Raw genomic sequence first — 25,371 nt, 5'->3', positions numbered from 1 at the left:
TCTCCAAAGGGGCAGTCGAATTCCATGGCGCAAGCCATGGGCCACCCCTGCTGTCCGCTTTACCTGAGAGATTCGCCCCACGATCGGGGTTTGCTCCTTCGGTGGGCCGTCGCCGCAAACGCGCGCTGCAACGGCCTCTCTCCAGCAAGGAAGCGACGGCGTTCGCTGTCGCTGTGTCAGTCCTTTTGCCTGAGCGTTCGGGGGTTCCCTGCGCCTTCGGCGGCCTCGCGTGGCGAAGCTCTCTCCTGACCCGGCGAGTGTAGTGGATCGCGCTGCGGGCCGGCCGCGCGGGACGGCGGCAGTTCCGCACGCAGATGGTCGAGAAAGGCGCTGACGCCCTGTGGCAGCGTGCGTCCGGCGAGGGTCTGGACCTCGACGGCGCGGCCGTTCATGCCGCGCTCGCGGATCGGTGCGGCATGCAGCTCGCCGCGCCGCGCACGGTCGCGCACCGTCACCTCGCCCGAAATCGACAGGCCGCCGCCGTGCAGCACGAAGTTGGTGAGCGACTCGAAATGGTTGCTGACCAGCACCGGGTCGAACACCAGCCGCCGCTGGCTGCAGCCGATGTCGAACAACTGGCGCACCGTGTTGTCGCGCTCTGGCAGGGCGATCGGATGCGGATGCATCTGCGCCAGCGTGACGGTGGAAAAGCGCGCGAGCGGATGGTCGGGCCGCATGATCGCGTGGACGGGCGCCGCCTGCATGTGCTGCACCTGGATGTCGCGCTCGGCAGCCCGGCTGTAGGTGAGGCCGATGTCCACGTCGCCATTGCGCACCGCCGCGGTTACCTGGGCCGGCGCCACCACGCGGAGGTGGAACAGGATGCCAGGGTGGCGGGCACGGAATTCGGCCATCGCGCCGGGCAGGAACTCGATGGCGAAGCCGGACGAACTGGCCAGGCGCACCAGGCCCCGGCGCAGACCCTGCAGCGCCTGGATGTCGGACACCACGCGGTCGGCCTCCATCGCGCCGCGGCGCGCATGCGCGGCCAGCAGTTCGCCGGCGGCGCTGGGCGCCATGCCGCGCGCGTGCCGCTCGAACAGCGGCACGCCGAGCAGTTCTTCCAATGCCGCCACCTGCCGGCTTACGGCCGAGGGCGACACGCTGAGCCGCGAGGCGGCCTCGCTCACGGAGCCGCTGCGAACCACCTCGAGAAAGTAGCGCAGCGCCGTGTCCTGCAGTCGGTCGGACAGCATCGAAAACCTTCCTAGGTTTGCGTAAAACGCAACGATTCTTGCAACAAACGGCGATTGTCGTATGGCTGGCGGGCGCTTATTCTGACTTCGTCCCGTCATTTTTCCGCAGGAGAGGCATGCACAAACCCCGATCGGCCACGCCGGCGCCGGTGGCTTCGGCCATCGTGGAACTCAGCGCCACAGCGCTTTCGCATGCCATCCATTCGCGCGAGGTCTCGTGCGTCGAAGTGCTCGATGCCTACCTGGCGCAGATCGACCGGCTCAATCCGGTGGTCAATGCCATCGTGGCGCACGCCGACCGCGATGCGCTGCACGCCCAGGCCCGCGAGCGCGACGACCAACTGGGGCAGGGCCGCAGCCTGGGGCCGATGCATGGCTTCCCGCAGGCGCCGAAGGACATCATGCCCGTGGCCGGCATGGTCACCACGCGCGGCTCGCCGATCTTCCGTGGCCAGGTCACGCCGGCCGACGCGGTGGTGTTCGAACGCATGCGTGCCGGCGGCGCGCTGTTCGTCGGCCGCACCAACACGCCCGAGTTCGGGCTCGGCGGCCACACCTACAACCCGGTGTACGGCGCCACGCGCAACGCCTTCGACCCGGCCCGCTCGGCAGGCGGCAGCAGCGGCGGCGCCGGCGTGGCGGTGGCGCTGCGCATGCTGCCGGTGGCCGACGGCTCCGACATGATGGGATCGCTGCGCACGCCGGCGGCCTTCAACAACGTGTATGGCCTGCGCACCTCGATCGGCTGCGTGCCGCACGGTCCCACCGAAGAGGTCTTCTTCCAGCAATTCAGCGTCGCCGGTCCGATGGCGCGCAACATCCCCGACCTGGCCATGCTGCTGGCCGTGCAGGCCGGTTTCGACGCCCGGCTGCCGCTCACGCACCGACAGGCGAAGGGCAGCGACTTCCTGCAACCGCTGGCGCGCGACTTCCGCGGCACGCGCATCGGCTGGCTCGGCGACCTGGGCGGCCATCTGCCCACCGAGCCCGGCGTGCTCGACACCTGCGCCGCGGCGCTGCGGCATTTCGAGGCGGCCGGCTGCAGCGTCGAGGCGGTGCTGCCGGCCTTCGACCTCGAGCAGTTGTGGCGCGCCTGGATCGACCTGCGCAGCTTTGCGGTGGCGGGCGCCAATGCCGCGCTCTACCATGACCCGGCACGGCGCGCGCTGCTCAAGCCCGAGGCGGTGTGGGAGATCGAGCGCGGCCTGCAGCTGAGCGGCATGCAGGTGTATGACGCCGCGCGCACGCGCTCGGCCTGGTACCAGGCACTGCGCGGGCTGTTCGCGCAGTTCGACTTCCTCGTGATGCCATCGGCGCAGGTGTTCCCCTTCGACCTGGTGCTCGACTGGCCGCACGAGGTGGGCGGCCGCGCGATGGACACCTACCACCGCTGGATGCAGGCAGTGGTTCCCGCCACCATGGCCGGCCTGCCGGCACTGGCGGCGCCCGCCGGCTTCGGTGCCGGCGGCCTGCCTGCCGGCCTGCAGATCATCGGCCCGGTGCAGGCCGACGCGGCCGTGCTGCAGATCGGCCATGCCTACGACGAGGCCAGCGGTCACGCACGGGTGCGAAGCCCCTTGCTCGGCTGACCGCCGTCTCGCCTCTTCCGTTTTTCTTGCCTGCCAACTGGAGCTTTGCACCGCCATGTCTCTCCGTCGTTCCCGTTTCCTCTCCCTTGCGTTCGTCGCTGCCGCGGCATGCGCGGTGCCCGCGATGGCGCTGGCCCAGCAGGGCTTTCCCGATCGTCCGATCAAGCTGGTGGTGCCCTATTCGCCGGGCGGCGCGACCGACATCCTCGGCCGGCTGATGGCCAACGCGATGGGCGAGAAGCTCGGGCAGCCGATCGTGGTCGAAAACCGCCCCGGTGCGTCTACGGTCGTCGCGGCCTCGCTGGTGGCCAAGGCGCCCGCCGACGGCTACACGCTGCTGCTGGGCGCCAGCACCACGCTCACGCTGAACCCGGCGATCCGCCCGAACCTTCCGTATGACCCGCTCGCGAGCTTCACGCCGCTCGGGTTGGTGGCCGACATGGGGCTGCTGCTGGTGGCCGGCAACGACACGCCGGGCAGTTCGCTCAAGGACATCGTGGCCCAGGCCAAGGCTGCGCCCGACAAGTTCTCGTACGGTAGCTTCGGCACCGGCTCGTCGGTGCATTTCGGCGGCGAGATGCTCAAGTCGGCGACCGGCATCCAGATGGTCCATGTGCCGTACAACGGCAGTTCACCGAGCCTCACGGCGCTGATGGGCGGACAGGTGCAGGTGGCGGTGGACACGGTGGTCGCGTCGGCGCCGCTCGTCAAGGCCGGGCGCATCCGGCCGATCGCCGCGCTCGGCGCGAAACGCCTGGCGCTGCTGCCCGACGTGCCGACGATGGCAGAGAGCGGCTATCCCGGGTTCGACATGAGCACCTGGTTCGCGCTGCTGGCGCCTGCGGGACTGCCCGCGCCCGTGCAGGCGAAGCTCGAGGCAGCGCTGGCCGCGAGCATGCGCGAGCCCGGCTTCCAGAAGAAGCTCGTCGAGATGGGGCTCACGCCGGCATGGGGCCCGGCCAGTGCGGTGCGCGAGCGCGTCGAGCGCGAGCTCCCGAAGATGCGGGCCGTGGCCGCGCAGGCCAACATCCAGGTCGACTGAGCAGGGTCTCCGACGCCCGCCGACGACCGGTTCAATGAACGGCCTGTGCTGCCGACGGCAGCAATTTTTCAATGCGCTCGCGCAGCGACTCGGCCCGCTCCGCGCCCGCGGTCTTCTCGACCTCGGCCAGCATCAATGCCGCGATCTCCAGCATCGCCTCGCGGTCGCGCGCCTCGCGCAGCGCGTCGCGCATCTGCAGCGCGAACGCCGGATCGCGCCGCACGAACATGCGCTCGCAGATGTCGAACAGGAACATCCGCGTGGTGGCGAGGGAGCGCTTGCCGTCGAAGGTGTCGGCGGCGTTGCCGGGCGCAGCGGCGGGCTGTGCGATGAGGGCGGCAGGCGCGGGAAACTGCAGGTAGCCGCGGTGCGCGAGCGCCTGCAGCGCCTGCTCGGCGTCGCCGCGGCTCGCGAACAGCGGGGCGAAGTCGCTCAGCGAGCGACGGCCGTCGGCCATCAGCAGCAGCGCGCGTTCGCGCTGCGTCAGGGTGCGCTGGCCGCCCCGGAGTTCGTCGCGTGCCTTGTCGGTCTTGATGGGGAACATGGCGCAACAGCCCTGGAATTCGAGGGCTGAAGCATCGCGGCGCGCGGTGACATCTTGATGAAGCTTTTGCCTTACATGGCGAAGGCTTCGGCGGCGCCCGGACTCAGCCCGCGGTTTCGCGGCGGATGAGCCAGCGGTCGTCCACGCGCTGGAACTCGAGCGTCTTGCGGCTCGTGTCGTTCAGCGCATCGGCGCGGTAGGTCTGCTTGAAGTGCGCGGTGGCGGTGGTGCCATGGATGCTGATGACGAGGTCGTCGACACCCACCTCGATGCGCGACTTGCCCTCGATGCGCTTGCGCCGGTCGGCTTCCCAGCCGCGGCGGTCGAGCTTGCCGCTCGGCACCGCCTCCGGCGCATAGACGGCGAAGTAGCGGTCCAGGTCCTTGGCGGCCCAGGCGGCGGCCCAGGCGCGCACCGCGGCATCGACTTCGGCGATGGCGGTGCCGGCCGTCGTGGGGGGAGATTCCGCCGCTGCAGAAGCAGCCCTGGCAGTCGGTGCCGGTGCGGCCGACGCCGCCGAGGCCTCGGGCCGAAACGCCACGTACCCCGTAAATCGCCAGCGCTTGCCCTCATCGAGCGAAAAGCTGAGCTTCTCGGAACCCGCCTTGCCATCGGCCAGCAGCGTGACGAACTCTACGTTGGCATAGGTGCCGGCGGGCAGGTCCTGCAGGCTGCCGTCGGCGCTGGTGGTGCGGCGCGTCACGCTCTGCCAGTCGCGCTGCTTCACGGCGCCGAGCGTCTGGCGCGCCTTGCGCGTGGTGTCGACGAAGGCGGCGCGCGGCACGCGCGACTTGAGCACGCGTGATGCGTTGTCCCACAGCGGCCCGAAGCGGTCTTCATCCAGCTGGCGCAGGGTGGCGTGCGCCCCTTGCAGCAGTTCGTCGGCCGACCGGCCCGCAGGGAGCTTGTCGGCCGCCGCGGCGCCAAGGGCGGCGGCTGCAAGAACCCAGCCGGCGAGAAGCTGCGTCGAGATGCGATGCATGGTGTCGTTCCCCCCTGTTTTCTTGTACGTGTGCGCGCAGGTCAGCGTGCGTACATCAGGTCGCGCACCGACAGCGAGATCCAGGGCACGTAGGTGATCACCATCAGGCACACCATGATCACCAGCACGAAGGGAATCAGGTGCTTCACTATTCGGTCGAGCGAGATGCGCGCCACGGTGCAGGCCGCGAACAGGTTCACGCCAAAGGGCGGCGTGATCATGCCGAGTGCGAGGTTCACCACCATGATGAGCCCGAAGTGCACCGGGTCGACCCCGAAGTGCATCGCCACCGGCGCAAGGATCGGTGCGAGCACGATGATCGCCGCGCTGGTCTCGATGAACATGCCGATGAGGAACAGCGCCGCATTCACGCCCAGCAGGAACATCGTCGGCGACTTGAGCACTTCCTCGAGCCAATGGCCGATCGCATCGGGCACGCCCGCACGCGTGATCAGGAACGCGAACAGGCCCGCGTTGGCGATGATGAACATGATCACCGCCGACGAGAGCACTGACTTGCGCAGGATGCCGAACAGGTCGCTCGGCTTGATCTCGCGGTAGATCACCACGCCCACGACGAGCGCATAGAACACGGCGACCGCCGAGGCTTCGGTGGGCGTGAAGATGCCGCCGTAGATGCCGCCCAGGATGATGACCGGCATCAAGAGCGCCCAGCCGGCCTGCAGCAGCGCGCGGCCGAAGGGCATGCGGCCCTCGCCGTCGCTCTTGCCCCAGCCCTTCCACTTGCAGAAGGCCCAGACGAACAGCATCAGCGCGCCGCTGATGAGCAGGCCGGGACCAACGCCTGCGATGAACAGCTCGCCGATCGACACTTCGGCGCTCACGCCGTAGAGGATCAGCGGAATCGACGGCGGGATGATCACGCCCAGCTCGGCGCTCGTGGCCTGCAGCGCCGCCGCATACGACGTGGGGTAGCCGTGCTTGATGAGCGCGGGGATCAGGATGGCGCCGATCGCGAAGGTGGTGGCCACCGACGAGCCCGACACCGCCGCGAAGATCATGCAGGTCAGCACGCAGGTCATCGGCAGGCCGCCCTGCACGCCGCCGACGATGCTCTTGGCGAACTCGACCAGCCGGCGCGAGATGCCGCCCGTTTCCATCAGGTTGCCCGCGAGGATGAAGAACGGGATGGCCGCGAGCGGAAACTTGTTGATCGAGTTGAAGATCTCCTTGGCGGAGATCAGCATGTGGGCGTTCGTCACCTGGATGCCGACGATCGACGCCAGGCCGATCGAGACGGCGACGGAAACCGACAGTGCGAAGCACAGCACCATCGTGGCAAGCATTGCGGAAGTCATTGCGCCGTCTCCAGTTCGAGCCGCTTCGGGTCGAGGTAGTTGCCGACGATGCCGAAGAGCGAGAACACCGCCCCCACGGGCAACGCCATGTAGGCCCAGATCATCGACAGGCTCTCGAGCCCGGCCATGCTCTGCACGCGGCCGCGGATCGCGTAGTCCCAGCCCCACCACAGGATGATGAGCATGAGCGCGAGCGCGGCCACGCTCACCGCCGCATCGAGCAGGCGGCGCATGCGCGGCGAGCTCCAGCGGTACAGCACGTCGACGCTCACCATCGCGCCCTGGCGAAACGCCATCGGAATGCCGAGGAACACCATCCAGATCAGGCTCACGCGGATCATGATCTCGCTCCATTCGGCGGGCTGCTCGAGCACGAAGCGGGTGACGATCTGGAACACGCCGAGCGAGGATGCCACCACGAGCATCACGCAGGCCAGGGCCATGGACACCATGGTGGTCCATCGCTCCACGCCGAGGAACATGGTTTTCATTTGAAAAAACTCTGACGGTAAAACAAAAACAGGAACGCCCGCCTGGCGTGGTGCCGGGCGGGCGCAGCCTTCAAGCAAGCGCCGGTCGGGGGCCGACGATCACTTGTAGTTGCGGATCTTGTCCAGGTTGGCCTTGCCGAAGTCCTTTTCGAACTGCGTGTTCACCGGTGCCAGCGCCGCCACGAACTTGGCCTTGTCGAGGTTCTCGATCACGGTCATGCCCTTGGCGCGCAGGTCGGCCACGCCCTTGGCGTCGTCTTCGTCCACGCGTGCGCGGTTGGCCTTGGTGCCTTCCTTGGCGGCTTCGAGGAAAGCCTGCTTGTCGGCGGCGCTGAGCTTGTCGAAGCTGGCCTTGTTCATCACGAAGATGCAGGGCGAATACACGTGGCCGGTGAGCGAGAGGTGCTTTTGCACCTGGTCGAACTTGGCCGAGATGATCACCGGCAGCGGGTTCTCCTGGCCGTCGACCGTGCCTTGCTGCAGCGCCGTGAACACTTCGGGGAAGGCCATCGGCGTGGTGACGATGCCGAAGCCCTTATAGGCGGCGATGTGCACCGGGTTTTCCATCGTGCGCATCTTCAGGCCCTTGAGGTCTTCCGGCGCCTTCACCTCGCGCTTGCTGTTGGTCATGTGGCGGAAGCCGTTCTCGGCCCATGCCAGCGCCTTGAAGCCCTTGGCCTCGAACTTGGTCAAGAGCTCCTGGCCGATCGGACCGTCGAGCACGGCGCGCGCATGCGCCTTGTCGCGGAACAGGAAGGGCACGTCGAGGATCTTGGTCTCGGGCACGAAGTTCGGCACCGGGCCGGTCGAGGAGAACGCGAGTTCCTGGGTGCCGAGCTGCACCGCCTCGATCGACTCGCGCTCGCCGCCGAGCGAGCCGTTGTAGAAGGTCTCGACCTTGTAGCGGCCATTGGTGCGCTTCGCCACTTCTTTCGCGAAGGTGTCGATGGCGACGCCCTGGTGCGAGTTCTGCGAGGTCGAGATGCTGATCTTCATGGTCGTCTGCGCGAAAGCGGCGCATGCCATGCCCAGGCCCAGAACCAGGCCGGCGGCCAGTCGGGTCAACTTCATTGTGTGTCTCCTCGGTTGGAAAAAAGAGTGGAAATCGGCCTTGAGACCGGTTTCACGCAAGCGGTGACTATGCACGAATAAGCAGTTTGACTGCGTCGGGATTTTCACGGACGTAGTTGCGGATCACCGCCTCGAAGTCGGCATCGGGCAGCAGCCCCAGGCCGCGGGCGCGCCGGGCCTCGATGTGGCCGGGCCAGGTCTTGACGATGCGCCGGATGGCCGGATCGGGCGTGCGGTCGAGCAGGTCGGTCGCAGCCTTACCGGCCACGCGTTCGAGCGCGGCGGCCATGTCGCCGACGGTGGTCGCGAGCGAGGGCAGGTTGAGCGCGGTGCGCGGTCCCCATTCGGCATCGCCCGCCTCGGCAGCGCGGATGATGCCCTCGATGGTGCGCGCGGGCGAGGCGATGGCCACCGGCGTCTCGTCGGGCACCGGGCACGCGGCGCGAAGGCCCGCGAGCGGCTCGCGGATCATGCCGCTGAAGAAGCCCGAGGCGGCGCCGTTGGGGCGCCCCGGACGCACACTCACCGTCATGAGCCGCACGCTGCGCCCGCGCACGAAACCCTTGCGCGTGTAGTCGGCCATCAACTGCTCGCCGATGAACTTCTGGATGCCGTAGCTGGTCTGCGGCGTGGGCAGCGTGTGGTCTTCGATGACCGGCGGCAGCGGCTGCTCGGGCGAATCGCCGAACACCGCGAGCGAGCTCGCGAACACCACCAGCGGCCGGGTGCCCAGCGCGCGCGCCTTTTCGAGCAGCGCATGCGTGGCCGCGAAGTTGCTGCGCATGCCGAGGTCGAAATCGGCCTCGCATTCGCCGCTGACCGCGGCGGCCAGATGGAAGATGGCGGCCGCCTCGCGCCAGGGCGCCGCATCGGGTGCGGCGAGCTGGTCGTTGAGGTCGCCGAGCGCAACGGCAATGCGCGGGTCGCCCGCCAGGTCAGCCGGCGGCGCGACGCGGTCGACCAGCGTGATGCGGGAGATGGGTTCTGCCGGCGCCCCCGCGAGCGACAGGCGCCCCGTGGCGAGCAGCGTGCGTGCGAGGCGCGCGCCCAGGAAGCCCGCGCCTCCTGTGATGACGACCTGCATGCTCACATGCCCACGTAGTTGGGGCCGCCGCCGCCTTCGGGCGTGACCCAGACGATGTTCTGCGTCGGGTCCTTGATGTCGCAGGTCTTGCAGTGCACGCAGTTCTGCGCATTGATCTGCAGGCGCTCCTTGCCGGCATGGGCTTCGTCGGGCACGAACTCGTACACGCCCGCGGGACAGTAGCGGCTCTCGGGTCCGGCGAACTTCGAGAGGTTGATGTTCACCGGCACCGAGGCGTCCTTCAGCGTCAGGTGCGCCGGCTGTTGCTCTTCATGGTTGGTGTTGCTGATGAACACGCTCGAAAGCCGGTCGAAGGTGAGCTTGCCGTCCGGCTTCGGATAGGCGATGGGCTTGCACTCGGCCGCGGGCTTCAGGTAGAGGTGGTCGGGCTTGTCGCGGTGCAGGGTCCATGGAATACGGCCCTTCAGCAGCCACTGCTCGACGCCGTTCATCACGGTGGCGATGCCCAGGCCCTTCTTGAACCAGGCCTTGAAGTTGCGCGCCTTGTTGAGCTCGGTGTGGAGCCAGCTCTTCTCGAACGCGGCCGGATAGGCCGTGAGCTCGTCGTGCTGGCGCCCGGCGGTCACCGCTTCGAACGCGGCTTCGGCGGCCAGCATGCCGGTCTTGATGGCCGCATGGCTGCCCTTGATGCGGCTCACGTTGAGGTAGCCGGCCTCGCAGCCCACCAGCGCGCCGCCCGGGAACACCGTCTTGGGCAGCGACATCAGGCCGCCCGCGGTGATGGCGCGCGCGCCGTAGCCGATGCGCTTGGCGGGCTTGATGCCCTTGGCTTCGTCGCCTTCGAGGTACCAGCGGATGTTGGGGTGCAGCTTCCAGCGCTGCATTTCCTCGAACGGGCTCAGGTACGGGTTGCTGTAGTCCAGGCCCGTGATGAAGCCCATCGTGACCTTGTTGTCCTCCATGTGATAGAGGAAGGCGCCGCCATAGGTGTCGCTCTTCATCGGCCAGCCGGCCGTGTGCAGCACGAAGCCGGGCTGGTGGCGCTTGGGATCGATCTCCCAGACTTCCTTCACGCCCAGGCCGTAGGTCTGCGGGTCCTTGCCCTCGTCGAGCTTGAAGCGGCTGATGAGCTGGCGGCCCAGGTGGCCGCGCGAGCCTTCGGCGAACACGGTGTACTTGCCGAGCAGTTCCATGCCGAGCTGGAAGTTCTCGGTCGGCTCGCCGTCCTTGCCCACGCCCATGTTGCCGGTGGCCACGCCGCGCACCGAACCGTTCTCGTTGTAGAGCACCTCGGCGGCCGGAAAGCCCGGGAAGATCTCGACGCCGAGGTTCTCGGCCTGCTGCGCGAGCCACTTGGTGAACGCGCCGAGGCTGATGATGTAGTTGCCGTGGTTCTGGAAGCACTCGGGCAGCAGGAAGCCCGGCGTGCGCAGGCCCGAGTTCTCGCCCAGGAACACCATCGCGTCGTCGGTCACCGGCTGGTTCAGCGGCGCGCCGAGTTCCTTCCAGTCGGGCAGCAGTTCGTTGAGCGCGCGCGGGTCCATGATGGCGCCCGACAGGATGTGCGCGCCGGGCTCGGAACCCTTCTCGAGCACCACGACCGAGATCTCCTTGTCGTGCTGCGCGGCAAGCTGCTTGAGGCGGATCGCGGTCGCGAGGCCGGCCGGGCCGCCGCCGACCACGACCACGTCGTATTCCATGGATTCGCGGGGGCCGAATTGGGCGAGGATTTCGTCGGGGGTCATTGTGGGGGTCTCGTCGATAATGATTGAGGCTCGGACGCTTCGGGGGCGCGAAACATTTTATGTGGAGTGCGAGGCGTCACCTCGGCGACTCAAAAGGACCCTCTTTCATGGCGTACACGATCGATCTTTCGGGCCGCGTGGCCTTCGTCACCGGCGCTTCGAGCGGCCTCGGCGCCCAGTTCGCCAAGACGCTTGCGCGTGCCGGCGCCGCGGTGGTGCTCGCGAGCCGCCGCGTCGAAAAGCTCAAGCAACTGCGCGCGCGCATCGAGGGCGAGGGCGGCGACGCCCACGTGGTCGAGCTCGACGTGACCGACATCGCGAGCATCCGGGCTGCCGTGGCGCGCGCCGAGACCGAGGTCGGGCCCATCGACATCCTCGTCAACAATTCGGGCGTGAGTACCACGCAGCGCCTGCAGGACGTCGCGCCCGACGACTTCGACTACATCTTCGACACCAACGTGAGGGGCTCGTTCTTCGTTGCGCAGGAGGTCGGCAAGCGCATGCTCGCGCGCGCCAGGGGCGCGGCGCCGGGCACCTATATCGGCGGGCGGATCATCAACATCGCGTCGGTGGCCGCGCTCAAGGTCATGCCGCAGATCGGCACCTATTGCATGAGCAAGGCCGCCGTGGTGCAGATGACCAAGGCCATGGCGCTCGAATGGGGCCGCTTCGGCATCAACGTGAACGCGCTGTGCCCTGGCTACATCGCGACCGAGCTCAACGAGGAGCACTGGACCACCGAAGGCGGCGCCAAGCTGGTGAACATGCTGCCGCGCAAGCGCGTGGGCAAGCCCGAGGACCTCGACGGTCTGATCGTGCTGCTCGCGAGCGGCCAGAGCCATTTTGTGAACGGTGCGGTGATTGCCGCCGACGACGGCTTCGCGCTCTGAAAAAGACCCATGAAAATCGAAATTCCCGAACAGAAGAAGCTCGTCTATGAAATGTCGATCCCGATCCGCTGGGGCGACATGGACGCCATGGGCCACCTGAACAACGGCACCTACTTTCGCTACATGGAGACCGCGCGCATCGACTGGATGCGCTCCATCGGCTTCGAGCCCGAGCCCGGCGGCGAGGGCATGGTGATCGTCAACGCGTTCTGCAACTTCTACCGCCAGATCGAATACCCGGGCGACGTGCAGGTGAAGATGTACGTCAGCGACCCCGCGCGCACCACCTTCGAGAGCTGGGCCACGATGGCGCGCGCCGATGCGCCCGAGGTGGTCTGCGCAGCCGGCGGCGCGACCATGATCTGGGTCGACTTTCCGAAGCAGAAGGCCATGCCGCTGCCGGACTGGCTGCGGGCGCTGGTGGGCGGGTAAGGGGCGGGTAGGAGTCGCGCCGCTACCCCGGCGGCAGCACGATGCGTGCCTCGAAGCCGCTCGACGCACCGGGCGGCGGCGACGCGAGTTCGAGCGCAGCGCCGTGCTTCTCGACGATGGTGCCCACGATCGACAGCCCCAAGCCATAGCCGGCGCGGTCGGCGCTGTGCCGCACATGGCGCTGCTGCAGCGTGCGCAGCTGTTCGGCACTCACGCCCGCGCCGAAGTCGCGCACCGCGAGCGTGCAGGGCGCCATCACTTCGATCACCACACGGCCCGCGCCGGCGTAGCGCAGCGCGTTCTCCACCAGGTTGCGCAGCGCGATCGCGAGCGCATCGACGTCGCCCGATGCCACCGGTGCCACCTTGTCGGGCACCTTGAGCCCAAGACGCTCGACGGTCTGCGGGTCGTCCCAGAATTCTTGCGCCACCGCGCCGGCGAGCTGCACCAGGTCTACCCGCGCGCGCGCGAGCGATGCGCCCGATTCGGCGCGCGAGAGCTGCAGCAGCTTCTCGGTGCGGTGGCTGAGCATCTGCAGCGCATCGAGCGCGGCCTGCACGTCGTCGCGTCGCAGTTCGTGCTCGAGCGCGGTCTGCAGCCGCAGCCGCGCCGCGGCCAGCGGGGTGCGCAGTTCGTGCGCGGCGTTCGCGGCCAGCGCGCGCTCGACATCGAGCGACTGCGACAGGCGCTCGAGCAGGCTGTTGACATGGTCGCCGACCGCGCGCAGCTCGATCGGCAGGCCGGGCAGGGCGATCGGCCGCAGGTCGGCGCCGCTGCGCTTCTCGATCTCGCCCGCGAGCTGCTCCAGCACGCGCAGCTCGGTGCGCGCCACCTTGCGCAGTACCAGCGCCAGCAGCGGCAGCACCGCACCGAGCGGGATGATGAGGCCGACGAGCGTGCGGTTGAGCGCCGTGCGCCGCTCGTCGAGCGGATCGGCCACCTGGAAGTACAGCCCGAGCGTGGGATGCCGCACCGTGTAGACGCGCCACGCGTGGTTGTTCGCGAAGCCCGCCGCCAGCGGCACATCGAAGGCGCCGGTGGGCGCCTCGGCCGAGCGCAGCAGCACGCGCTCGTGGATGTCGACCACCTGGTACATCACGGCATCTTGCGCGAACAGCTGCTTCGGCGCGATCAGCGGTGCGGCGGACGCGGCACCTGCCGGCTGCAGCTTTTCGAGCTCCTGCACCGCCATGTCGAACATGCGGTGCGACACCTCGGCGAGCTCGTTGTCGAAGTTGTGGTTGATCTCGCGGTCCACATACCAGACCACCGCTAGCACGCAGACGAGCCACACGCCGCCGACCCAGACGATCAGCGTGCGGGCCAGTCGGCCGGCCAGCGTGTCGCGCCCGCCGCGGCGGTGGGTGGACAGCGTCATTCGTTGTCGTCGCCGGCCGAGGTCGACAGGCGGTAGCCGAGGCCGCGCAGCGTCTGGATGTGGCGCTTGCCGAGCTTGCGCCGCAGCCGGCTGATGAACACCTCGAGCGTGTTGCTGTCGGCTTCGTCGCCGAAACCGTAGAGCGCATCGGCCAGGTTCTCGCGCGTGTGGATGCGCTCGGGCCGCGTGGCCATCACGCGCAGCAGCGCCCATTCCTTTTGCGTCAGCACGACCGGGCTGCCGTCCTTGCGCACCCGGTCCTGTGCCAGGTCGATCTCCAGCGTGCCGAGGTGCAGCACCGGCGCGCTGCCCGCATTGCGCCGCCGTTCCACGGCGCGCAGCCGCGCCAGCAGCTCGGCCGGGTCGTAGGGCTTGACGAGGTAGTCGTCGGCGCCGGCGTCTAGGCCGCGGATGCGGTCGGTGACCTGGTCGCGCGCGGTCAGCACGATCACGATCGGCGGCTCGCGCAGCGCGCGCACCTGGGGCAGCAGCGAGAGGCCGTCGCCGTCGCCCAGGTGAAGGTCGAGCAGCACCGCGGCGTACTGCACCGACAGCAGCGCGCCGCGCGCGTCGGCGAGGCTGGGTGCCACGTCGACCACGAAAGCCTTGGCGCGCAGATAGCCGCAGACCGCGTCTGACAACGCGCTGTCATCTTCGACAAGCAATATGCGCACGCCGGACCGACTTTCTTCAGGAGGAAGGGGGAAAAAAGAAGCGGGAGTCTAGCGCCGGGCGTGCCCACCACCGCTTCAGGCTGGGTTCATCTCGCCCACGTAGCCTCGCGCGAATTTTCCTGGCTTGCTGCTTTTCATGTCCATGACGCGTGTTGTTGCCCCCTATCGCCCGATGAACCCGTCGAACCGCCGCCTTGCGTGGCTGACGCTGGCTGCCCTGGCGGTGCTGCTGGCGTGGGACGCCACGGGCGGCGACCTGGCGCTGGCGCGCCTCGCGGGCACGCCCATGGGCTTCCCCTGGCGCGACAACGCCTTTCTCGTGCAGGTGATGCACGAGGGCGCGAAGGACCTGAGCTGGCTGCTGTTGATCGCGCTGTTCGCCGCGATCCGCTGGCCGGTGGGCTTGCTGCGGCGCCTGCCTGCCGCTGCGCGTGCGCAGCTCGCCTTGACGGTGCTGCTTTCGGTGGCCGCGATCAGCGCGATCAAGCATGCGAGCCACACGAGCTGCCCCTGGGACCTGCAGGAATTCAGCGGCGTGGCCCGCCATGTGTCGCACTGGGCCTGGCGTGTTCACGACGGCGGCCCGGGCGGCTGCTTTCCCGCCGGGCATGCATCGGCGGCGTTGGCCTATGCGGGCGGCTTCTTCGTGCTGCGCAGGGTGTCGCCGCGCGCCGCCGCGCGCTGGCTCGGCGTGTCGCTCGCGGCCGGCCTGGCGCTGGGGCTGTCGCAGCAGTGGCGCGGCGCTCATTTCATGAGCCACACGCTCTGGACCGGCTGGATCTGCTGGGTGGTCGGCTTCGCCATCGAACTGCTCGCCTCGGCGCGCGCCGTTCGCTCCCTGCCGCAAGCCAAACCGGATGCGCTGCATGCGAGCCCTTGACGTCGCGCTCTTCGAGCTGGTGAACGCGGGCGTCGCCGCGCCCGCATGGAGCATCGCGTTCGCGCGCTTCGCCTCCGACGTGCTGCCGACGCTGCTGGCTGCCGGCATCCTCTGCGGCGCGCTGTTCGATCGCCGGCTGCGCTATGCCTGTTTCACCGCCGTGGTCAGCGTGCTGGCCGTCTGGCTGCTGGTGAACGTGTTCCGCTCGGTGCTGCCGTTTCCGCGGCCGGCGTTCTTCGGCCTCGGTGTGCAATGGGAGCCGCAGGGCATGCGGCCCGGCTTTCCGAGCCTGCATGCCGCGGGCACCTTCGCGGCGGCGTTTGCGCTCTGGTGCCTGCCCCGGCGCGGACCGATGTTCGCGGCGCTCGCGATCGCGGCGGTGGTCGGATGGAGCCGCGTGTTCCTGGGTCTGCACTTTCCGACCGACGTGGTGGTGGGCGCGATGCTCGCGGCGCTGGTGTCGATCGCGGTCGAGCGGCGCGTCTCGCGGCCGCTCAATGTCGCGCTGCGCGCCTGGATGCGGCCGCGGTTGCGGGCACGAAAGGCCCGGGCCACCTGAACGCCGCCTGAACGCGCGGTTCAGGCTTCCTTCAGTTGCGCTTCCTACAGTGGGCGCATGTCTTTCTCCCGAATCGAACCCGCGCCCGTGCGGGTCACCGCGCTGCCCGCTGCGCCGTCGTGGTGGGTCCGCGCCGATGCATTGCGGGCGCATGTCGACCGCGTGCTGGCGCGGCCGCGCTCGCCGCAGCAGGTCGTCGCATGGCTTGCCATCTATCTCGCGGCGGCCGCCAACTGGCCGCTGTGGAGCGAGCTCGCGCGCATCGGCGGCGCGCCCGCCATCTACCTGTCGACGATCGCCGCGATGGCGGTGCTGCTGGTCTGCGCCACGGTGGCGCTGCTGTCGTTCACCGCCTGGCCGCGGGGGATGAAGCCGCTGTGGCTGGCGGTGGTGCTGCTGGCCGCCTTCGCGCAGCACTACACGCTCGAATACCGCGTGGTGATGGACCCGACCATGATCGCCAACGTGCTGCAGACCGACCTCAACGAGGTGCGCGACCTGCTGGGCTGGCGCATGGCCTTCCATGTGCTGGTGGTGGCGCTGCTGCCGGCGCTCGCGCTCTGGCGGCTGCGCGTTGCGCCGGTGCGTGCGGCGTCGGGGCTCTGGCGCAATGCGGCGCTGCTGCTGCTGTCGGTGGCGGTGGCGCTGCTGGCCGCCGTGTCGATGAACCGCCAGCTCGCACCGCTGATGCGCAACAACGTGCACTTGCGCTACATGATGAATCCCGTTGCCAGCATGTATTCGGCCGGGTCGGTGCTGCTTAAGCCGATGTTCAAGCGCCACCGCAAGCTGGTTCCGATCACCGCCGGCACCACGCTTGGCGCCAGCTATGCGGGGCAGGCACGGCCACCGCTCTTCGTGCTGGTGGTGGGCGAGACCGCGCGGGCCGACCACTTCGGGCTCGATGGCTATGCGCGCGACACCACGCCCGAGCTCGCCGCGCGCGGCGCGCTGAGCTGGCGCGACGTGCATTCCTGCGGCACCAACACGCTGGCATCGGTGCCCTGCATGTTCTCGCACCTCGGCAAGCAGGGCTACGAATCGCGCACGGACGACCACGAGAACCTCGTCGACGTGCTGCAGGCGGCCGGCCTTGCCGTGCTGTGGCTCGACAACCAGGCGGGGTGCAAGGATGTCTGCGCGCGCATCCCGAGCGCCTCGGCCTACGATGGCCTGGCGCCCGCCGACAAGGCAGCGCTGTGCGATGGCGAGGAATGCCTGGACGACGTGATGCTGAAGGGCCTCGATGCGCGCATCGCCGCGCTGCCTACCGAGCGCCGGGCGAGGGGCGTGGTGCTGGTGATGTACCAGATGGGAAGCCACGGCCCGGCCTACTACAGGCGTTCGGCGTCCGATGTGAAACGCTTTCTGCCGGAGTGCCGGACCAACGCGCTGGCCGAATGCGGCCATGCCGAACTGCTGAATGCCTACGACAACTCGATCGCCCAGACCGACCGTTTCCTGGCCCGGACCATCGACTGGCTCAGGGACCAGTCGGGGCGTTACGACACGGCGCTGCTCTACCTGAGCGACCACGGCGAATCGCTCGGCGAGTACGGTCTGTTCCTGCACGGTCTGCCGTACGGCTTTGCACCCGAGGTGCAGAAGCATGTGCCGATGGTCGCGTGGTTCGGCCAGGGCATGAGCGCGCGCCGCGGACTTTCGCGCGCCTGCCTCGAGGCGGGGCTCGACGCGCCGCTCACGCACGACAACCTCTTTCACACGGTGCTCGGGCTCATGGACGTGGGCAATCCCACCTATCGGCGGTCGCTCGACGCGCTGGCCTCGTGCCGCAGTCGTGCGTGAGTTATTTCTTCTCGCGCGGCACCCGGCCCATCAGGAAGAACTCGGGGTTCGGCGGCATCCCGCTGAAGCTCGCAATCCGGTTGCTCAGGCCGAAGAAGGCGGTGATCGACGCGATGTCCCAGATGTCCTCGTCGTCGAAGCCGTGGGCATGCAGCGCCGCGAAGTCGGCTTCCTCGATCTCGTGCGAGCGCTCGCAGACCTTCATCGCAAAGTCGAGCATCGCGCGCTGGCGCGGCGTGATGTCGGCCTTGCGGTAGTTCACCGCCACCTGGTCCGCCACCAGCGGCTTCTTCTCGTAGATGCGCAGCAGCGCACCATGCGCCACCACGCAGTAGAGGCACTTGTTGGCGGCGCTGGTGGTGGTGACGATCATCTCGCGGTCGCCCTTGGTGAGCGAGCCTTCCTCCTTCAGCATCAGCGCGTCGTGGTAGGCGAAGAAAGCACGCCACTCGGCCGGGCGGCGCGCAAGGCCGAGAAACACATTGGGCACGAAGCCCGCCTTTTCCTGCACCGCGAGGATGGCGGTGCGGATGTCGTCGGGCAGGTTCTCGAGTTTGGCGAGGGGATAGCGAACGGGCATGGTCGTCTCCTGGATGTGATGCCACGATCATAGGCACCGCGAATCGGCCATCTGGTGCAAGATCACGGCGGACCCCTGCCCAGCGACACATGATTACCCTTCACCATTGCGTCAGCGCACGCTCGTTCCGGCCCCTCTGGATGCTCGAGGAGATCGGCATCGCCTATGAGCTCAGGATGCTGCCCTTTCCGCCGCGCGTGCTGTCGCGGCCGTACCTCGAGGTCAATTCGCTCGGCACGGTGCCGCTGATCGCCGACGGCGCGGTGCGCATGACCGAATCGGCCGCGATCTGCCAGTACCTGGCCGCGCGGTTCTCCCCGGGCCAATTGGACGTGGGCCCTGACGAAGCTGACTTTGGTCCCTACCTCAACTATCTCCATTTCGGCGAGGCGACCCTGACCTTTCCGCAAACGCTGGTGCTGCGCTATGTGCACTTCGAATCGCCAGAGCGAAAGCAGCCGCAGGTCGCCGACGACTACGGCAAGTGGTTTCTGGCGCGGCTGCGAACGCTGGAGCCGTTGCTGGCCGAGCGCGACCATCTCTGTGCGGGGCGCTTCACTGCCGCGGACGTGTCGGTCGGCTATGCGCTGTTGCTGGCCGAGCACCTGGGGTTTTGCGAACGCTTCACACCCGCCGTGGCGGCGTACTGGGAGCGCCTTCGAACGCGGCCCGGCTTCGAGGCCGCGATGGCTGCACAGTCGCGCGCAGCCGAAACGCAGGGCGTTTCGGCGACGCCGGCGCCCGACATCAGGCCCGACCGGGCGTGAGCGCCCATTGCGCGGACACACACCAGCGCCATTCGATGTAGGAGATTTCGACATGCCGGAAGACCACAAGACCATCCTCGTTGCCGCCAACGCCGCCATCAAGGATGGCGACTTCGAGGGATTCCTGAAGTTCTGCACCGAGGACACCGTATGGACCTTCGTGGGGGATACCGTCCTGCGAGGCAAGCAGGCGGTTCGCGAGTGGATGGCCGCCACCTACAAGGAGCCGCCCCGTTTTCAGGTTCACCACATGATCGGCGACGGTGACTTCGTTGCCGCGCTCGGCGAGATCACGTTGAGGGACGAGGTGGGAAACACACGACCCTGCGCCTACTGCGACGTCTGGCGGTTCCGTGATGGAAAGATGGCCGAGCTGCAGGCTTTCGTGCTTCAAGGATGAAATGTGATTTGCCGCTCGAAGACCGGCGGCTCCGGGGTCAGCGTGCCAAAGAGCTACCCCGCTGAAGGGGCGAGCCGGGCGTTGCGTTCTGTGTCGATCACCGCGCGCTCGCTCTCGTCCTTGAGCGCCACGCCCGTCAGCCCGCGGCGCAGCGCCTCGCGCATCAGCCAGGCCAGCTTGAACGCCGCGGTGTCGTACGGCAGGCCTTCGGGGCGCACGTTCGAGATGCAGTTGCGCTCGGCGTCGTTGCGGCCGCGCTTCGGCGAATGGGTCAGGTAGATGCCGAGGCTGTCGGGCGAGCTGAGCCCGGGCCTTTCGCCGATGAGCATGACGGAGAGCGCGGCGCCGAACAGTTCGCCGGCCTCGTCGGCCAGCGCCACGCGCGCCTGCGTGGCGATCACCACGGGCGCGAAGCGAACGCCGGGCGGCAGCAGCGGGCGCAGCGTGGCGAGCAGCGGCGCGGCATGGCGTGCGACGGCGAGCGACGAAAGGCCGTCGCCCACCACGACGCAGACCTCGCACGGCCCGATGGCGGCAGCGGCGGCGCGCAGGCGTTCGGCATCCGCGGGGTCGAGCTGGCGGCCCAGGTCGGGGCGGCGCAGGTAGGCGGTGCGGTCTTCGGCGCGGCTGCGCGCGCGAAGCACCGCCCCGTGCTCGGCGCACAGCGCGGCTTCGAGCGCATCGACATCGAGCGGCGCGTGGATCGCATCCCGCGCCATCGCATGGGCCCAGCCGAAGCGCAGTATCTCGTCCGTCGGCATGCCGGCACCGGCGCGGCCCAGCGCGAGCCGCGCGGGCGTGGCCGAACGCCATGCCGACCAGGGGCTGGGGGTGACGGGCTCGTCGTTCATGGCGCGAGTGCGGCCAGCCCGCCCATGTCGGCCAGCAGGCGGTTGGAAGAGGGCGCTGCGAGCCGTCCGGCGCCGTCCGTGATCTGCATGCGCTGCAGCCAGGCCTCGAACTCGGGCGCGCGCTTCAGGCCGAGGGTCTGGCGCAGGAACAGTGCATCGTGGAACGAAGTGCTCTGGTAGTTGAGCATCACGTCGTCGGCGCCCGGAACGCCCATGATGAAGTTGACGCCCGCGGTGCCGAGCAGCACCAGCAGGTTGTCCATGTCGTCCTGGTCGGCCTCCGCATGGTTGGTGTAGCAGATGTCGCAGCCGATCGGCAGGCCGAGCAGCTTGCCGCAGCAGTGGTCCTCGAGGCCGGCGCGGATGATCTGCTTGCCGTCGTACAGGTACTCGGGGCCGATGAAGCCGACGACGGTGTTGATCAGCAGCGGCTGGTAGCGACGCGCCAGCGCATAGGCGCGCACCTCGCAGGTCTGCTGGTCGACGCCGAAGTTCGCGTCGGCCGACAGGGCGCTGCCCTGGCCGGTCTCGAAGTACATGAGGTTGTTGCCGACGGTGCCGCGGTTCAGCGCCTGCGCGGCGGCGTGGGCCTCGTCGAGCAGCGCGGGGGTCACGCCGAACGACAGGTTCGCCTTCTCGGTGCCTGCGATCGACTGGAACACCAGGTCGACGGGTGCGCCGGCTTCGGCGAGCCGGAGCGTGTTGGTCACATGCGTGAGGACGCAGCTCTGGGTCGGGATGTCGAAGCGCTGGATCACTTCGTCGAGCATGCGCAGCAGGCGCTCGAGCACCGGCAGGCTGTCCGACACCGGATTGATGCCGATCACCGCGTCGCCCGCGCCATAGAGCAGGCCGTCGAGCGTGGAGGCGGCCACGCCGTGCAGGTCGTCGGTGGGGTGGTTGGGCTGCAGCCGCACCGCAAGGTGGCCCGGCAGGCCGAGGGTGTTGCGAAAGCGCGTGACGACGCGGCACTTGCTGGCCACCGAGATCAGGTCCTGGTTGCGCATGAGCTTGGACACGGCCGCGACCATCTCGGGCGTAAGCCCCGGCGCGAGGGCGGTGAGCGCCTCGGTGGTGGCCTGCGCCGATAGCAGCCAGTTGCGGAAGTCGCCGACCGTGAGGTGGGACACCGGCGCAAAGGCCGCCGCATCATGGCCGTCGACGATGAGCCGGGTGATGTTGTCGCTCTCGTAGGGAATCAGCGCCTCGTTCAGGAACTGGCTGAGCGGTGTCTCCGCAAGCACGTGGCGCGCCGCCATGCGCTGCTGCGCGGTGGCCGCGCCGATGCCCGCGAGGTAGTCGCCCGAACGCGCGGGGCTGGCCGCGGCCATGACCTGACGCAGCGCGTCGAACGCGAAGACCTGGCCGGCGATGGTGGTGCGGTAGCGCATCTCGATGTCCTTCGATCGGCGGATGTTGACAGTGCGCCACCCCCAAGGCAAGGGGCGATCTGCCGCTCGCCATAATCGGTGTTTCTTCATTCCCCGAGGTGTTCAGTGAAGTCTTCCTCCCCGTCGTCGCTCCTTTGTACCGCCCTGGTCTCGCTGTGCGCGGTCTCCACCGCGTGGGCCCAGTCCGCGCCCGTCACCACGTCGAGCGGCCTGGTCTACCAGTCGCTCAAGGAAGGCAGTGGCGCATCGCCCGCCGCGACCGATGTGGTCAAGGTGCACTACCGCGGCACCTTCCCCGACAGCGGCAAGGAGTTCGACAGTTCCTACAGCCGCGGCGAGCCGACCGAATTTCCGCTCAATGGCGTGATCCCCTGCTGGACCGAAGGCGTGCAGAAGATGAAGCCCGGCGGCAAGGCCAAGCTGACCTGCCCGCCCGCGATCGCCTACGGTGCGCGCGGCGCAGGCGGCGTGATTCCGCCGAACGCGACGCTCAACTTCGAAGTCGAGCTGGTGTCGGTCAAGAAGCGCTGACCGGCGCGCGCGCGGCGGCAATCGGCCCGACTGCGCGAAAAAAGAGTGTGCAGTCCGTCACGTTTGGCGCCTCGGAATGGCGCCTGGGTGGCGTGCGAAGGACGTTGTCGTTTTTCGCCCTCCCATAATGCGCCGGATGATCTGGCTGGCTTTCTCGATCGCTGGCACTGTGATCGGCGCATTCATCGGCCATTCGATGTGCGGTTGCCACGACGCGGCCGATGCCGCCGGCGCCGCGCTCGGGCTCTTGTTTGCAGCAGCAGGCGGCGCGATCGGTTTCGTGGTCGGCGGCCTGGGCGCGGCGTTCGTCGCGGTGGCCGGCAGCCCCGAAGACAGCCTCTCCGACTTCTCGACCACCACGGCGAACGGCAGCACCGAATGGGTTCACGGCGTCGCGCCGTGCCCGCGCTCGGGGCTGTGGCTCGCGCGCGTCGCCGACGACCATCCGCTGGCCAGCCGGTTCAACGTCTGGGGCCGAACGGCCAGGGTCACGCGCGGCGACCGGTTTCCCGATCCCGCGCGCATGCTGGCTGGCGTCAGCTACGCCGATGTCATGTGGAAGTGCGTGGACGACTTCGTCGGCTGAGGCACGAAGCCTCGCCCCAAGCCACTCAACCTGGCTGAAACTGGTAGAGCCAGGTCTCGGTCAGCGTCTGGTCGCCGTTCTTCAGGTAGAGCCGCATGTCGATCGGCTCGGTGCCTTCGGGCGTGAAGTCGAACTGCGCGCGCCAGTGGCCCGGCACGCCGTTGGGCACGGCCTCGGCAAAGACGTACGAGAACTTGCCGCGCGGCGCGGTCAGCACGAGTTCGGGCTTGACGCCGAAGGGCACGGTGGTCAGCGGCTGGCCGACGAACTCGACCATGAACTTGCGCACGCCAGCCGGGCGCGGCTGGCCCGGCTGGCCGCCGCGGCCGATGCGGGTCGCCACGCAGCGCGCGAGCGGCGACGGAAAGGGCTCCTGGTCGGTCCAGTGCAGCCGGTACTTGAGGCTGTAGCTCGAACCGGCCTTGGCTTCGGCCTTGGGCACCCAGAAGGCGACCACGTTGTCGTGGATCTCGTCGTCGGTCGGAATCTCGATCAGCTGCACCGAGCCTTCGCCCCAGTCGCCGAGCGGCTCGATCCAGAGGCTCGGGCGCTTCTCGTAGTTGACGCCGTCCTGGTAGTTGTCGAAGACGCGGTCGCGCTGCAGCAGGCCGAAGCCGCGCGGGCGCGTGTCGGCGAAGGCCGAGGCGCGCGTCTGCGTGGGGTTGTTGAGCGGGCGCCAGATGCGCTCGCCCGCGCCGTTCCAGATCGCGAGGCCGTCGGAGTCGTGCACTTCGGGCCGCCAGTCGATGGCGGTGGGCTTCACGGTCTCCGAATACCAGTACATCGACGTGAGCGGCACCAGCCCGAGGCGCGCGACGTCGCGGCGCAGGAACAGGCGCGAATCGATGTCCATGATGACCGCCTTGCCGCGCTGCATGACGAACTTGAAGACGCCCGTGATGCTCGGCCCCTCGAGCAGCGCGTAGACGGTCATCGAGGTGGCGTTGTCCGCGGCCGGCGCCTCGAAATAGAAGCGCGTGAAATTGGGGAATTCCTCCGACTTTTCCGGCACCGCCACGTCGAGCGCTATGCCGCGGGCCGAGAGGCCGTACTGGTAGAGCTCGCCGATCGCGCGGAAGTACGAGGCGCCCAGGAACGCCACCCAGTCGTTCTTCTGCCAGTCGAGCTTGGTTTGGTCGCCGAAGCGGCTCTCCTGCAGCCGGAAACCCGCGAAGCCGGCGCCCGCGGGCAGCGCGCGCGCGGGGCTGTCGGGCGGCATCGAGAAATATGAAGGGCTGTAGCGCACCTCGCGCGCGAACATGTCGCCGCCGGCGTTCTCGAGCACGTGCATGCGCACTGGCGCCTGGAAAAAGCGGCCCAGGTGGAAGAAGGTGACGGGAAAGGCGCCGGGCCCGTCGCGGAAGAGGGCGTTGGCGGGATCGAACCGGATCTTGCCGTGTGCGTCGTAGTCGATCTTCTCGAGCACTTCGGGCGCTAGCGGCTTGGGGCCGGTGTAGGCCTGGCCGGCAAGGCGCCTGGCGTGGGCCACGAGACCATCGAACGAAAAAGGCGCGGGCTGGCTCAGTTGCAGGCCATTGGCGGCCAGTGCCTCTTCGGGCAGTCCAAGGGCGGCGAGTGCGGCGGCGGCACCACCAGCGGCAAGGAAGGATCGGCGATCGAGCATGTAGATAGGCGTCGTTTCGTGCAGGTTGGAAAAGTGGGGAGTGTGGCAGGCTGAGGCAGCACACGCAGTGAAGCAGCGAGCATGCCTGCTGCAGCGCACCCGCCGCGTCAGCCAACCCGCGTTTTTCGGGCCAGACAGGCGCCGAATTTGCAAAGTTTGTAGATTTATGTTCTTGTGCGTCCATCGCCTCGAGCGCGTACACGGCATACGCCGGTACGCCGAACAGCAGCATCGAGAACGTCCCGAACAGCGCATAGGGCAGGCCCGCACCTTCGAGCAAACGGTGGGTGGTGGCCAGCCGAAGGCGCGAATGGGCCTGGGCAAGCTCGGCGGGGCGGCGCACGCCCCAGAGAAATTCCGCGCCGGTGGCGCGCACCGAAGGATGCCGCGCCGCATGGCCCACGCCGAGCCAGCAGATGGCGTCGAAGGCCAGCACCGATCCCGCAGGCGCACGTTCGCCGAAAGTGGCGAGCACTGCGCGCACCTGTGCCGGCGTCAGGTACATCAGCACGCCTTCGGTGAAGAGGAACACCGGCTGCGCACCGCGGCGCCGGCGCGTCGGCAGCCCAAGCTGCTCCCACCAGTCGGGCAGCGCCAGATCGAGTGCGCGCTCGTCGTGACGCGGGCCGAGCTTGGGAATCAGCTCGCGGCGCAGGTCGAGCACTTCGGGCAGGTCGGCATCGGTGAGCCGGCACGCCCCGTCGTCGAGCCACTGGAAGTAGTGGCTCAGCCCGCAGCCCATGTTCACCACCCTGGCCCCCGGATGCCGCTGAAGGAACTGCTGCGCCAGGCTGCGCAGGTGGCGCGTGCGCTTCAGGATGCCGTAGATCGTGGTCCGGTCCTCGGGCAGCGCGTCGCCGTCGTCGCGGATCCTTTCGAGGATCGAGGCGGCATAGGCGTCGCGCACGGCGAGCTGCGGAAACATCGTGTCGCCGGATGCGCGCGCCGCCAGCGGAATGCGCAAGGTGGAGGGCACCGCCGCAAGGCGGCGCGCGGCC

The 25,371-nt window shown here is 68.5% G+C and carries 24 protein-coding genes, 2 pseudogenes and 2 riboswitches; of the genes and pseudogenes, 11 read left to right on the top strand and 15 right to left on the bottom strand.

Going from position 1 to position 25,371, the window contains the following annotated elements; genetic code table 11:
* Window positions 1–40: 40 nt before the first annotated feature.
* A riboswitch (glycine riboswitch) is annotated at window positions 41–155 on the bottom strand.
* Window positions 156–167: 12 nt separating this feature from the next.
* A riboswitch (glycine riboswitch) is annotated at window positions 168–258 on the bottom strand.
* 35 nt (window positions 259–293) lie between these two features.
* A pseudogene (locus tag AC3A6G_RS00925) lies at window positions 294–1,196 on the bottom strand (LysR family transcriptional regulator); the annotation flags it as partial.
* 116 nt (window positions 1,197–1,312) lie between these two features.
* Here AC3A6G_RS00925 and AC3A6G_RS00920 point away from each other — a divergent pair.
* Both AC3A6G_RS00920 and AC3A6G_RS00915 read left to right on the top strand, forming a co-directional pair.
* Entirely contained in the window at window positions 1,313–2,785 is a 1,473-nt protein-coding gene (locus AC3A6G_RS00920; protein WP_487861640.1) for an amidase, read from the top strand.
* 55 nt (window positions 2,786–2,840) lie between these two features.
* On the top strand, window positions 2,841–3,827 hold the full coding sequence (locus AC3A6G_RS00915) for a Bug family tripartite tricarboxylate transporter substrate binding protein (RefSeq protein ID WP_487861639.1): 987 nt from the start codon (window positions 2,841–2,843) through the stop codon (window positions 3,825–3,827).
* Window positions 3,828–3,858: 31 nt separating this feature from the next.
* Here AC3A6G_RS00915 and AC3A6G_RS00910 read toward each other — a convergent pair whose 3' ends face one another.
* The 7 genes from AC3A6G_RS00910 to AC3A6G_RS00880 all read right to left on the bottom strand — a co-directional run bounded on the left by AC3A6G_RS00910 (window position 3,859) and on the right by AC3A6G_RS00880 (window position 11,024).
* Window positions 3,859–4,371 (bottom strand): hypothetical protein, encoded by a 513-nt coding sequence (locus AC3A6G_RS00910; protein WP_487872822.1) that lies wholly within the window; start codon window positions 4,369–4,371, stop codon window positions 3,859–3,861.
* Window positions 4,372–4,474: 103 nt separating this feature from the next.
* On the bottom strand, window positions 4,475–5,353 hold the full coding sequence (locus AC3A6G_RS00905; RefSeq protein WP_487861637.1) for a DUF4019 domain-containing protein: 879 nt from the start codon (window positions 5,351–5,353) through the stop codon (window positions 4,475–4,477).
* Between the two features lie 41 nt (window positions 5,354–5,394).
* The gene (locus tag AC3A6G_RS00900; protein ID WP_487861636.1) at window positions 5,395–6,672 is read right to left on the bottom strand and encodes a TRAP transporter large permease; all 1,278 of its coding nucleotides are present in this window, start codon (window positions 6,670–6,672) and stop codon (window positions 5,395–5,397) included.
* Window positions 6,669–7,163, bottom strand: a complete 495-nt coding sequence (locus AC3A6G_RS00895; RefSeq protein ID WP_487861635.1) for a TRAP transporter small permease — start codon at window positions 7,161–7,163, stop codon at window positions 6,669–6,671. The genes AC3A6G_RS00900 and AC3A6G_RS00895 overlap by 4 nt, the downstream gene beginning before the upstream one ends.
* Window positions 7,164–7,262: 99 nt before the next feature.
* On the bottom strand, window positions 7,263–8,234 hold the full coding sequence (locus AC3A6G_RS00890; protein WP_487861634.1) for a TRAP transporter substrate-binding protein: 972 nt from the start codon (window positions 8,232–8,234) through the stop codon (window positions 7,263–7,265).
* A 67-nt stretch (window positions 8,235–8,301) separates the two neighbouring features.
* On the bottom strand, window positions 8,302–9,318 hold the full coding sequence (denD, locus tag AC3A6G_RS00885; protein ID WP_487861633.1) for a D-erythronate dehydrogenase: 1,017 nt from the start codon (window positions 9,316–9,318) through the stop codon (window positions 8,302–8,304).
* A 2-nt stretch (window positions 9,319–9,320) separates the two neighbouring features.
* A complete protein-coding gene (locus AC3A6G_RS00880; protein ID WP_487861632.1) occupies window positions 9,321–11,024 on the bottom strand; it encodes an electron transfer flavoprotein-ubiquinone oxidoreductase in 1,704 nt (567 codons plus the stop codon).
* Window positions 11,025–11,131: 107 nt separating this feature from the next.
* Here AC3A6G_RS00880 and AC3A6G_RS00875 point away from each other — a divergent pair, with 107 nt between their 5' ends.
* Both AC3A6G_RS00875 and AC3A6G_RS00870 read left to right on the top strand, forming a co-directional pair.
* On the top strand, window positions 11,132–11,914 hold the full coding sequence (locus tag AC3A6G_RS00875) for an SDR family oxidoreductase (protein ID WP_487861631.1): 783 nt from the start codon (window positions 11,132–11,134) through the stop codon (window positions 11,912–11,914).
* Between the two features lie 9 nt (window positions 11,915–11,923).
* Window positions 11,924–12,346 (top strand): acyl-CoA thioesterase, encoded by a 423-nt coding sequence (locus AC3A6G_RS00870; RefSeq protein WP_487861630.1) that lies wholly within the window; start codon window positions 11,924–11,926, stop codon window positions 12,344–12,346.
* A gap of 22 nt (window positions 12,347–12,368) precedes the next feature.
* On the opposite strand, the gene AC3A6G_RS00865 is transcribed toward AC3A6G_RS00870, so the two are convergent.
* Together AC3A6G_RS00865 and AC3A6G_RS00860 are read right to left on the bottom strand one after the other, a co-directional pair.
* A complete protein-coding gene (locus AC3A6G_RS00865; protein ID WP_487861629.1) occupies window positions 12,369–13,724 on the bottom strand; it encodes a sensor histidine kinase in 1,356 nt (451 codons plus the stop codon).
* On the bottom strand, window positions 13,721–14,398 hold the full coding sequence (locus AC3A6G_RS00860) for a winged helix-turn-helix domain-containing protein (RefSeq protein ID WP_487861628.1): 678 nt from the start codon (window positions 14,396–14,398) through the stop codon (window positions 13,721–13,723). Before AC3A6G_RS00860 ends, AC3A6G_RS00865 begins: the two co-directional genes overlap by 4 nt.
* A gap of 142 nt (window positions 14,399–14,540) precedes the next feature.
* On the opposite strand from AC3A6G_RS00860, the gene AC3A6G_RS00855 reads away from it, so the two are divergent.
* The 3 genes from AC3A6G_RS00855 to AC3A6G_RS00845 are packed head-to-tail and all read left to right on the top strand — an operon-like array spanning window position 14,541 to window position 17,643.
* Complete coding sequence (locus AC3A6G_RS00855; protein WP_487861661.1) at window positions 14,541–15,278, top strand: phosphatase PAP2 family protein; 738 nt, start codon at window positions 14,541–14,543, stop codon at window positions 15,276–15,278.
* Entirely contained in the window at window positions 15,265–15,837 is a 573-nt protein-coding gene (locus AC3A6G_RS00850; RefSeq protein WP_487861627.1) for a phosphatase PAP2 family protein, read from the top strand. The genes AC3A6G_RS00855 and AC3A6G_RS00850 overlap by 14 nt, the downstream gene beginning before the upstream one ends.
* 57 nt (window positions 15,838–15,894) lie before the next feature.
* On the top strand, window positions 15,895–17,643 hold the full coding sequence (locus tag AC3A6G_RS00845) for a phosphoethanolamine transferase (protein WP_487872821.1): 1,749 nt from the start codon (window positions 15,895–15,897) through the stop codon (window positions 17,641–17,643).
* Between the two features lies 1 nt (window position 17,644).
* Here the strand turns inward: AC3A6G_RS00845 and AC3A6G_RS00840 are convergent, their stop codons facing one another.
* Window positions 17,645–18,223: a peroxidase-related enzyme gene (locus tag AC3A6G_RS00840; protein ID WP_487861625.1), complete on the bottom strand. Its 579-nt coding sequence runs from the start codon at window positions 18,221–18,223 to the stop codon at window positions 17,645–17,647.
* Between the two features lie 89 nt (window positions 18,224–18,312).
* On the opposite strand from AC3A6G_RS00840, the gene AC3A6G_RS00835 reads away from it, so the two are divergent.
* Both AC3A6G_RS00835 and AC3A6G_RS00830 read left to right on the top strand, forming a co-directional pair.
* Complete coding sequence (locus tag AC3A6G_RS00835; RefSeq protein ID WP_487865886.1) at window positions 18,313–18,990, top strand: glutathione S-transferase family protein; 678 nt, start codon at window positions 18,313–18,315, stop codon at window positions 18,988–18,990.
* Window positions 18,991–19,042: 52 nt separating this feature from the next.
* Window positions 19,043–19,390, top strand: coding sequence for a nuclear transport factor 2 family protein (locus tag AC3A6G_RS00830; protein WP_487861623.1), 348 nt, complete (start codon window positions 19,043–19,045; stop codon window positions 19,388–19,390).
* A gap of 53 nt (window positions 19,391–19,443) precedes the next feature.
* Here the strand turns inward: AC3A6G_RS00830 and eutC are convergent, their stop codons facing one another.
* Both eutC and AC3A6G_RS00820 read right to left on the bottom strand, forming a co-directional pair.
* Window positions 19,444–20,241, bottom strand: a complete 798-nt coding sequence (gene eutC, locus AC3A6G_RS00825) for an ethanolamine ammonia-lyase subunit EutC (protein ID WP_487861622.1) — start codon at window positions 20,239–20,241, stop codon at window positions 19,444–19,446.
* Entirely contained in the window at window positions 20,238–21,632 is a 1,395-nt protein-coding gene (locus tag AC3A6G_RS00820; protein ID WP_487861621.1) for an ethanolamine ammonia-lyase subunit EutB, read from the bottom strand. Before AC3A6G_RS00820 ends, eutC begins: the two co-directional genes overlap by 4 nt.
* A gap of 105 nt (window positions 21,633–21,737) precedes the next feature.
* On the opposite strand from AC3A6G_RS00820, the gene AC3A6G_RS00815 reads away from it, so the two are divergent.
* Entirely contained in the window at window positions 21,738–22,163 is a 426-nt protein-coding gene (locus AC3A6G_RS00815; RefSeq protein WP_487861620.1) for an FKBP-type peptidyl-prolyl cis-trans isomerase, read from the top strand.
* Between the two features lie 136 nt (window positions 22,164–22,299).
* A complete protein-coding gene (locus AC3A6G_RS00810; protein WP_487861619.1) occupies window positions 22,300–22,749 on the top strand; it encodes a hypothetical protein in 450 nt (149 codons plus the stop codon).
* A 25-nt stretch (window positions 22,750–22,774) separates the two neighbouring features.
* Here the strand turns inward: AC3A6G_RS00810 and AC3A6G_RS00805 are convergent, their stop codons facing one another.
* Together AC3A6G_RS00805 and AC3A6G_RS00800 are read right to left on the bottom strand one after the other, a co-directional pair.
* Window positions 22,775–24,373 carry an OpgD/OpgG family glucan biosynthesis protein gene (locus AC3A6G_RS00805; RefSeq protein WP_487861618.1) on the bottom strand — a complete coding sequence of 533 codons (1,599 nt, stop codon included), beginning with the start codon at window positions 24,371–24,373 and terminating at the stop codon, window positions 22,775–22,777.
* A 523-nt stretch (window positions 24,374–24,896) separates the two neighbouring features.
* Window positions 24,897–25,298: pseudogene (locus tag AC3A6G_RS00800) on the bottom strand (class I SAM-dependent methyltransferase); the annotation flags it as partial.
* Between the last annotated feature and the right edge of the window lie 73 nt (window positions 25,299–25,371).

The organism is Variovorax sp. Soil_C_26 (assembly GCF_057657075.1).
This window is presented reverse-complemented; position numbering and strand designations above follow the sequence as displayed.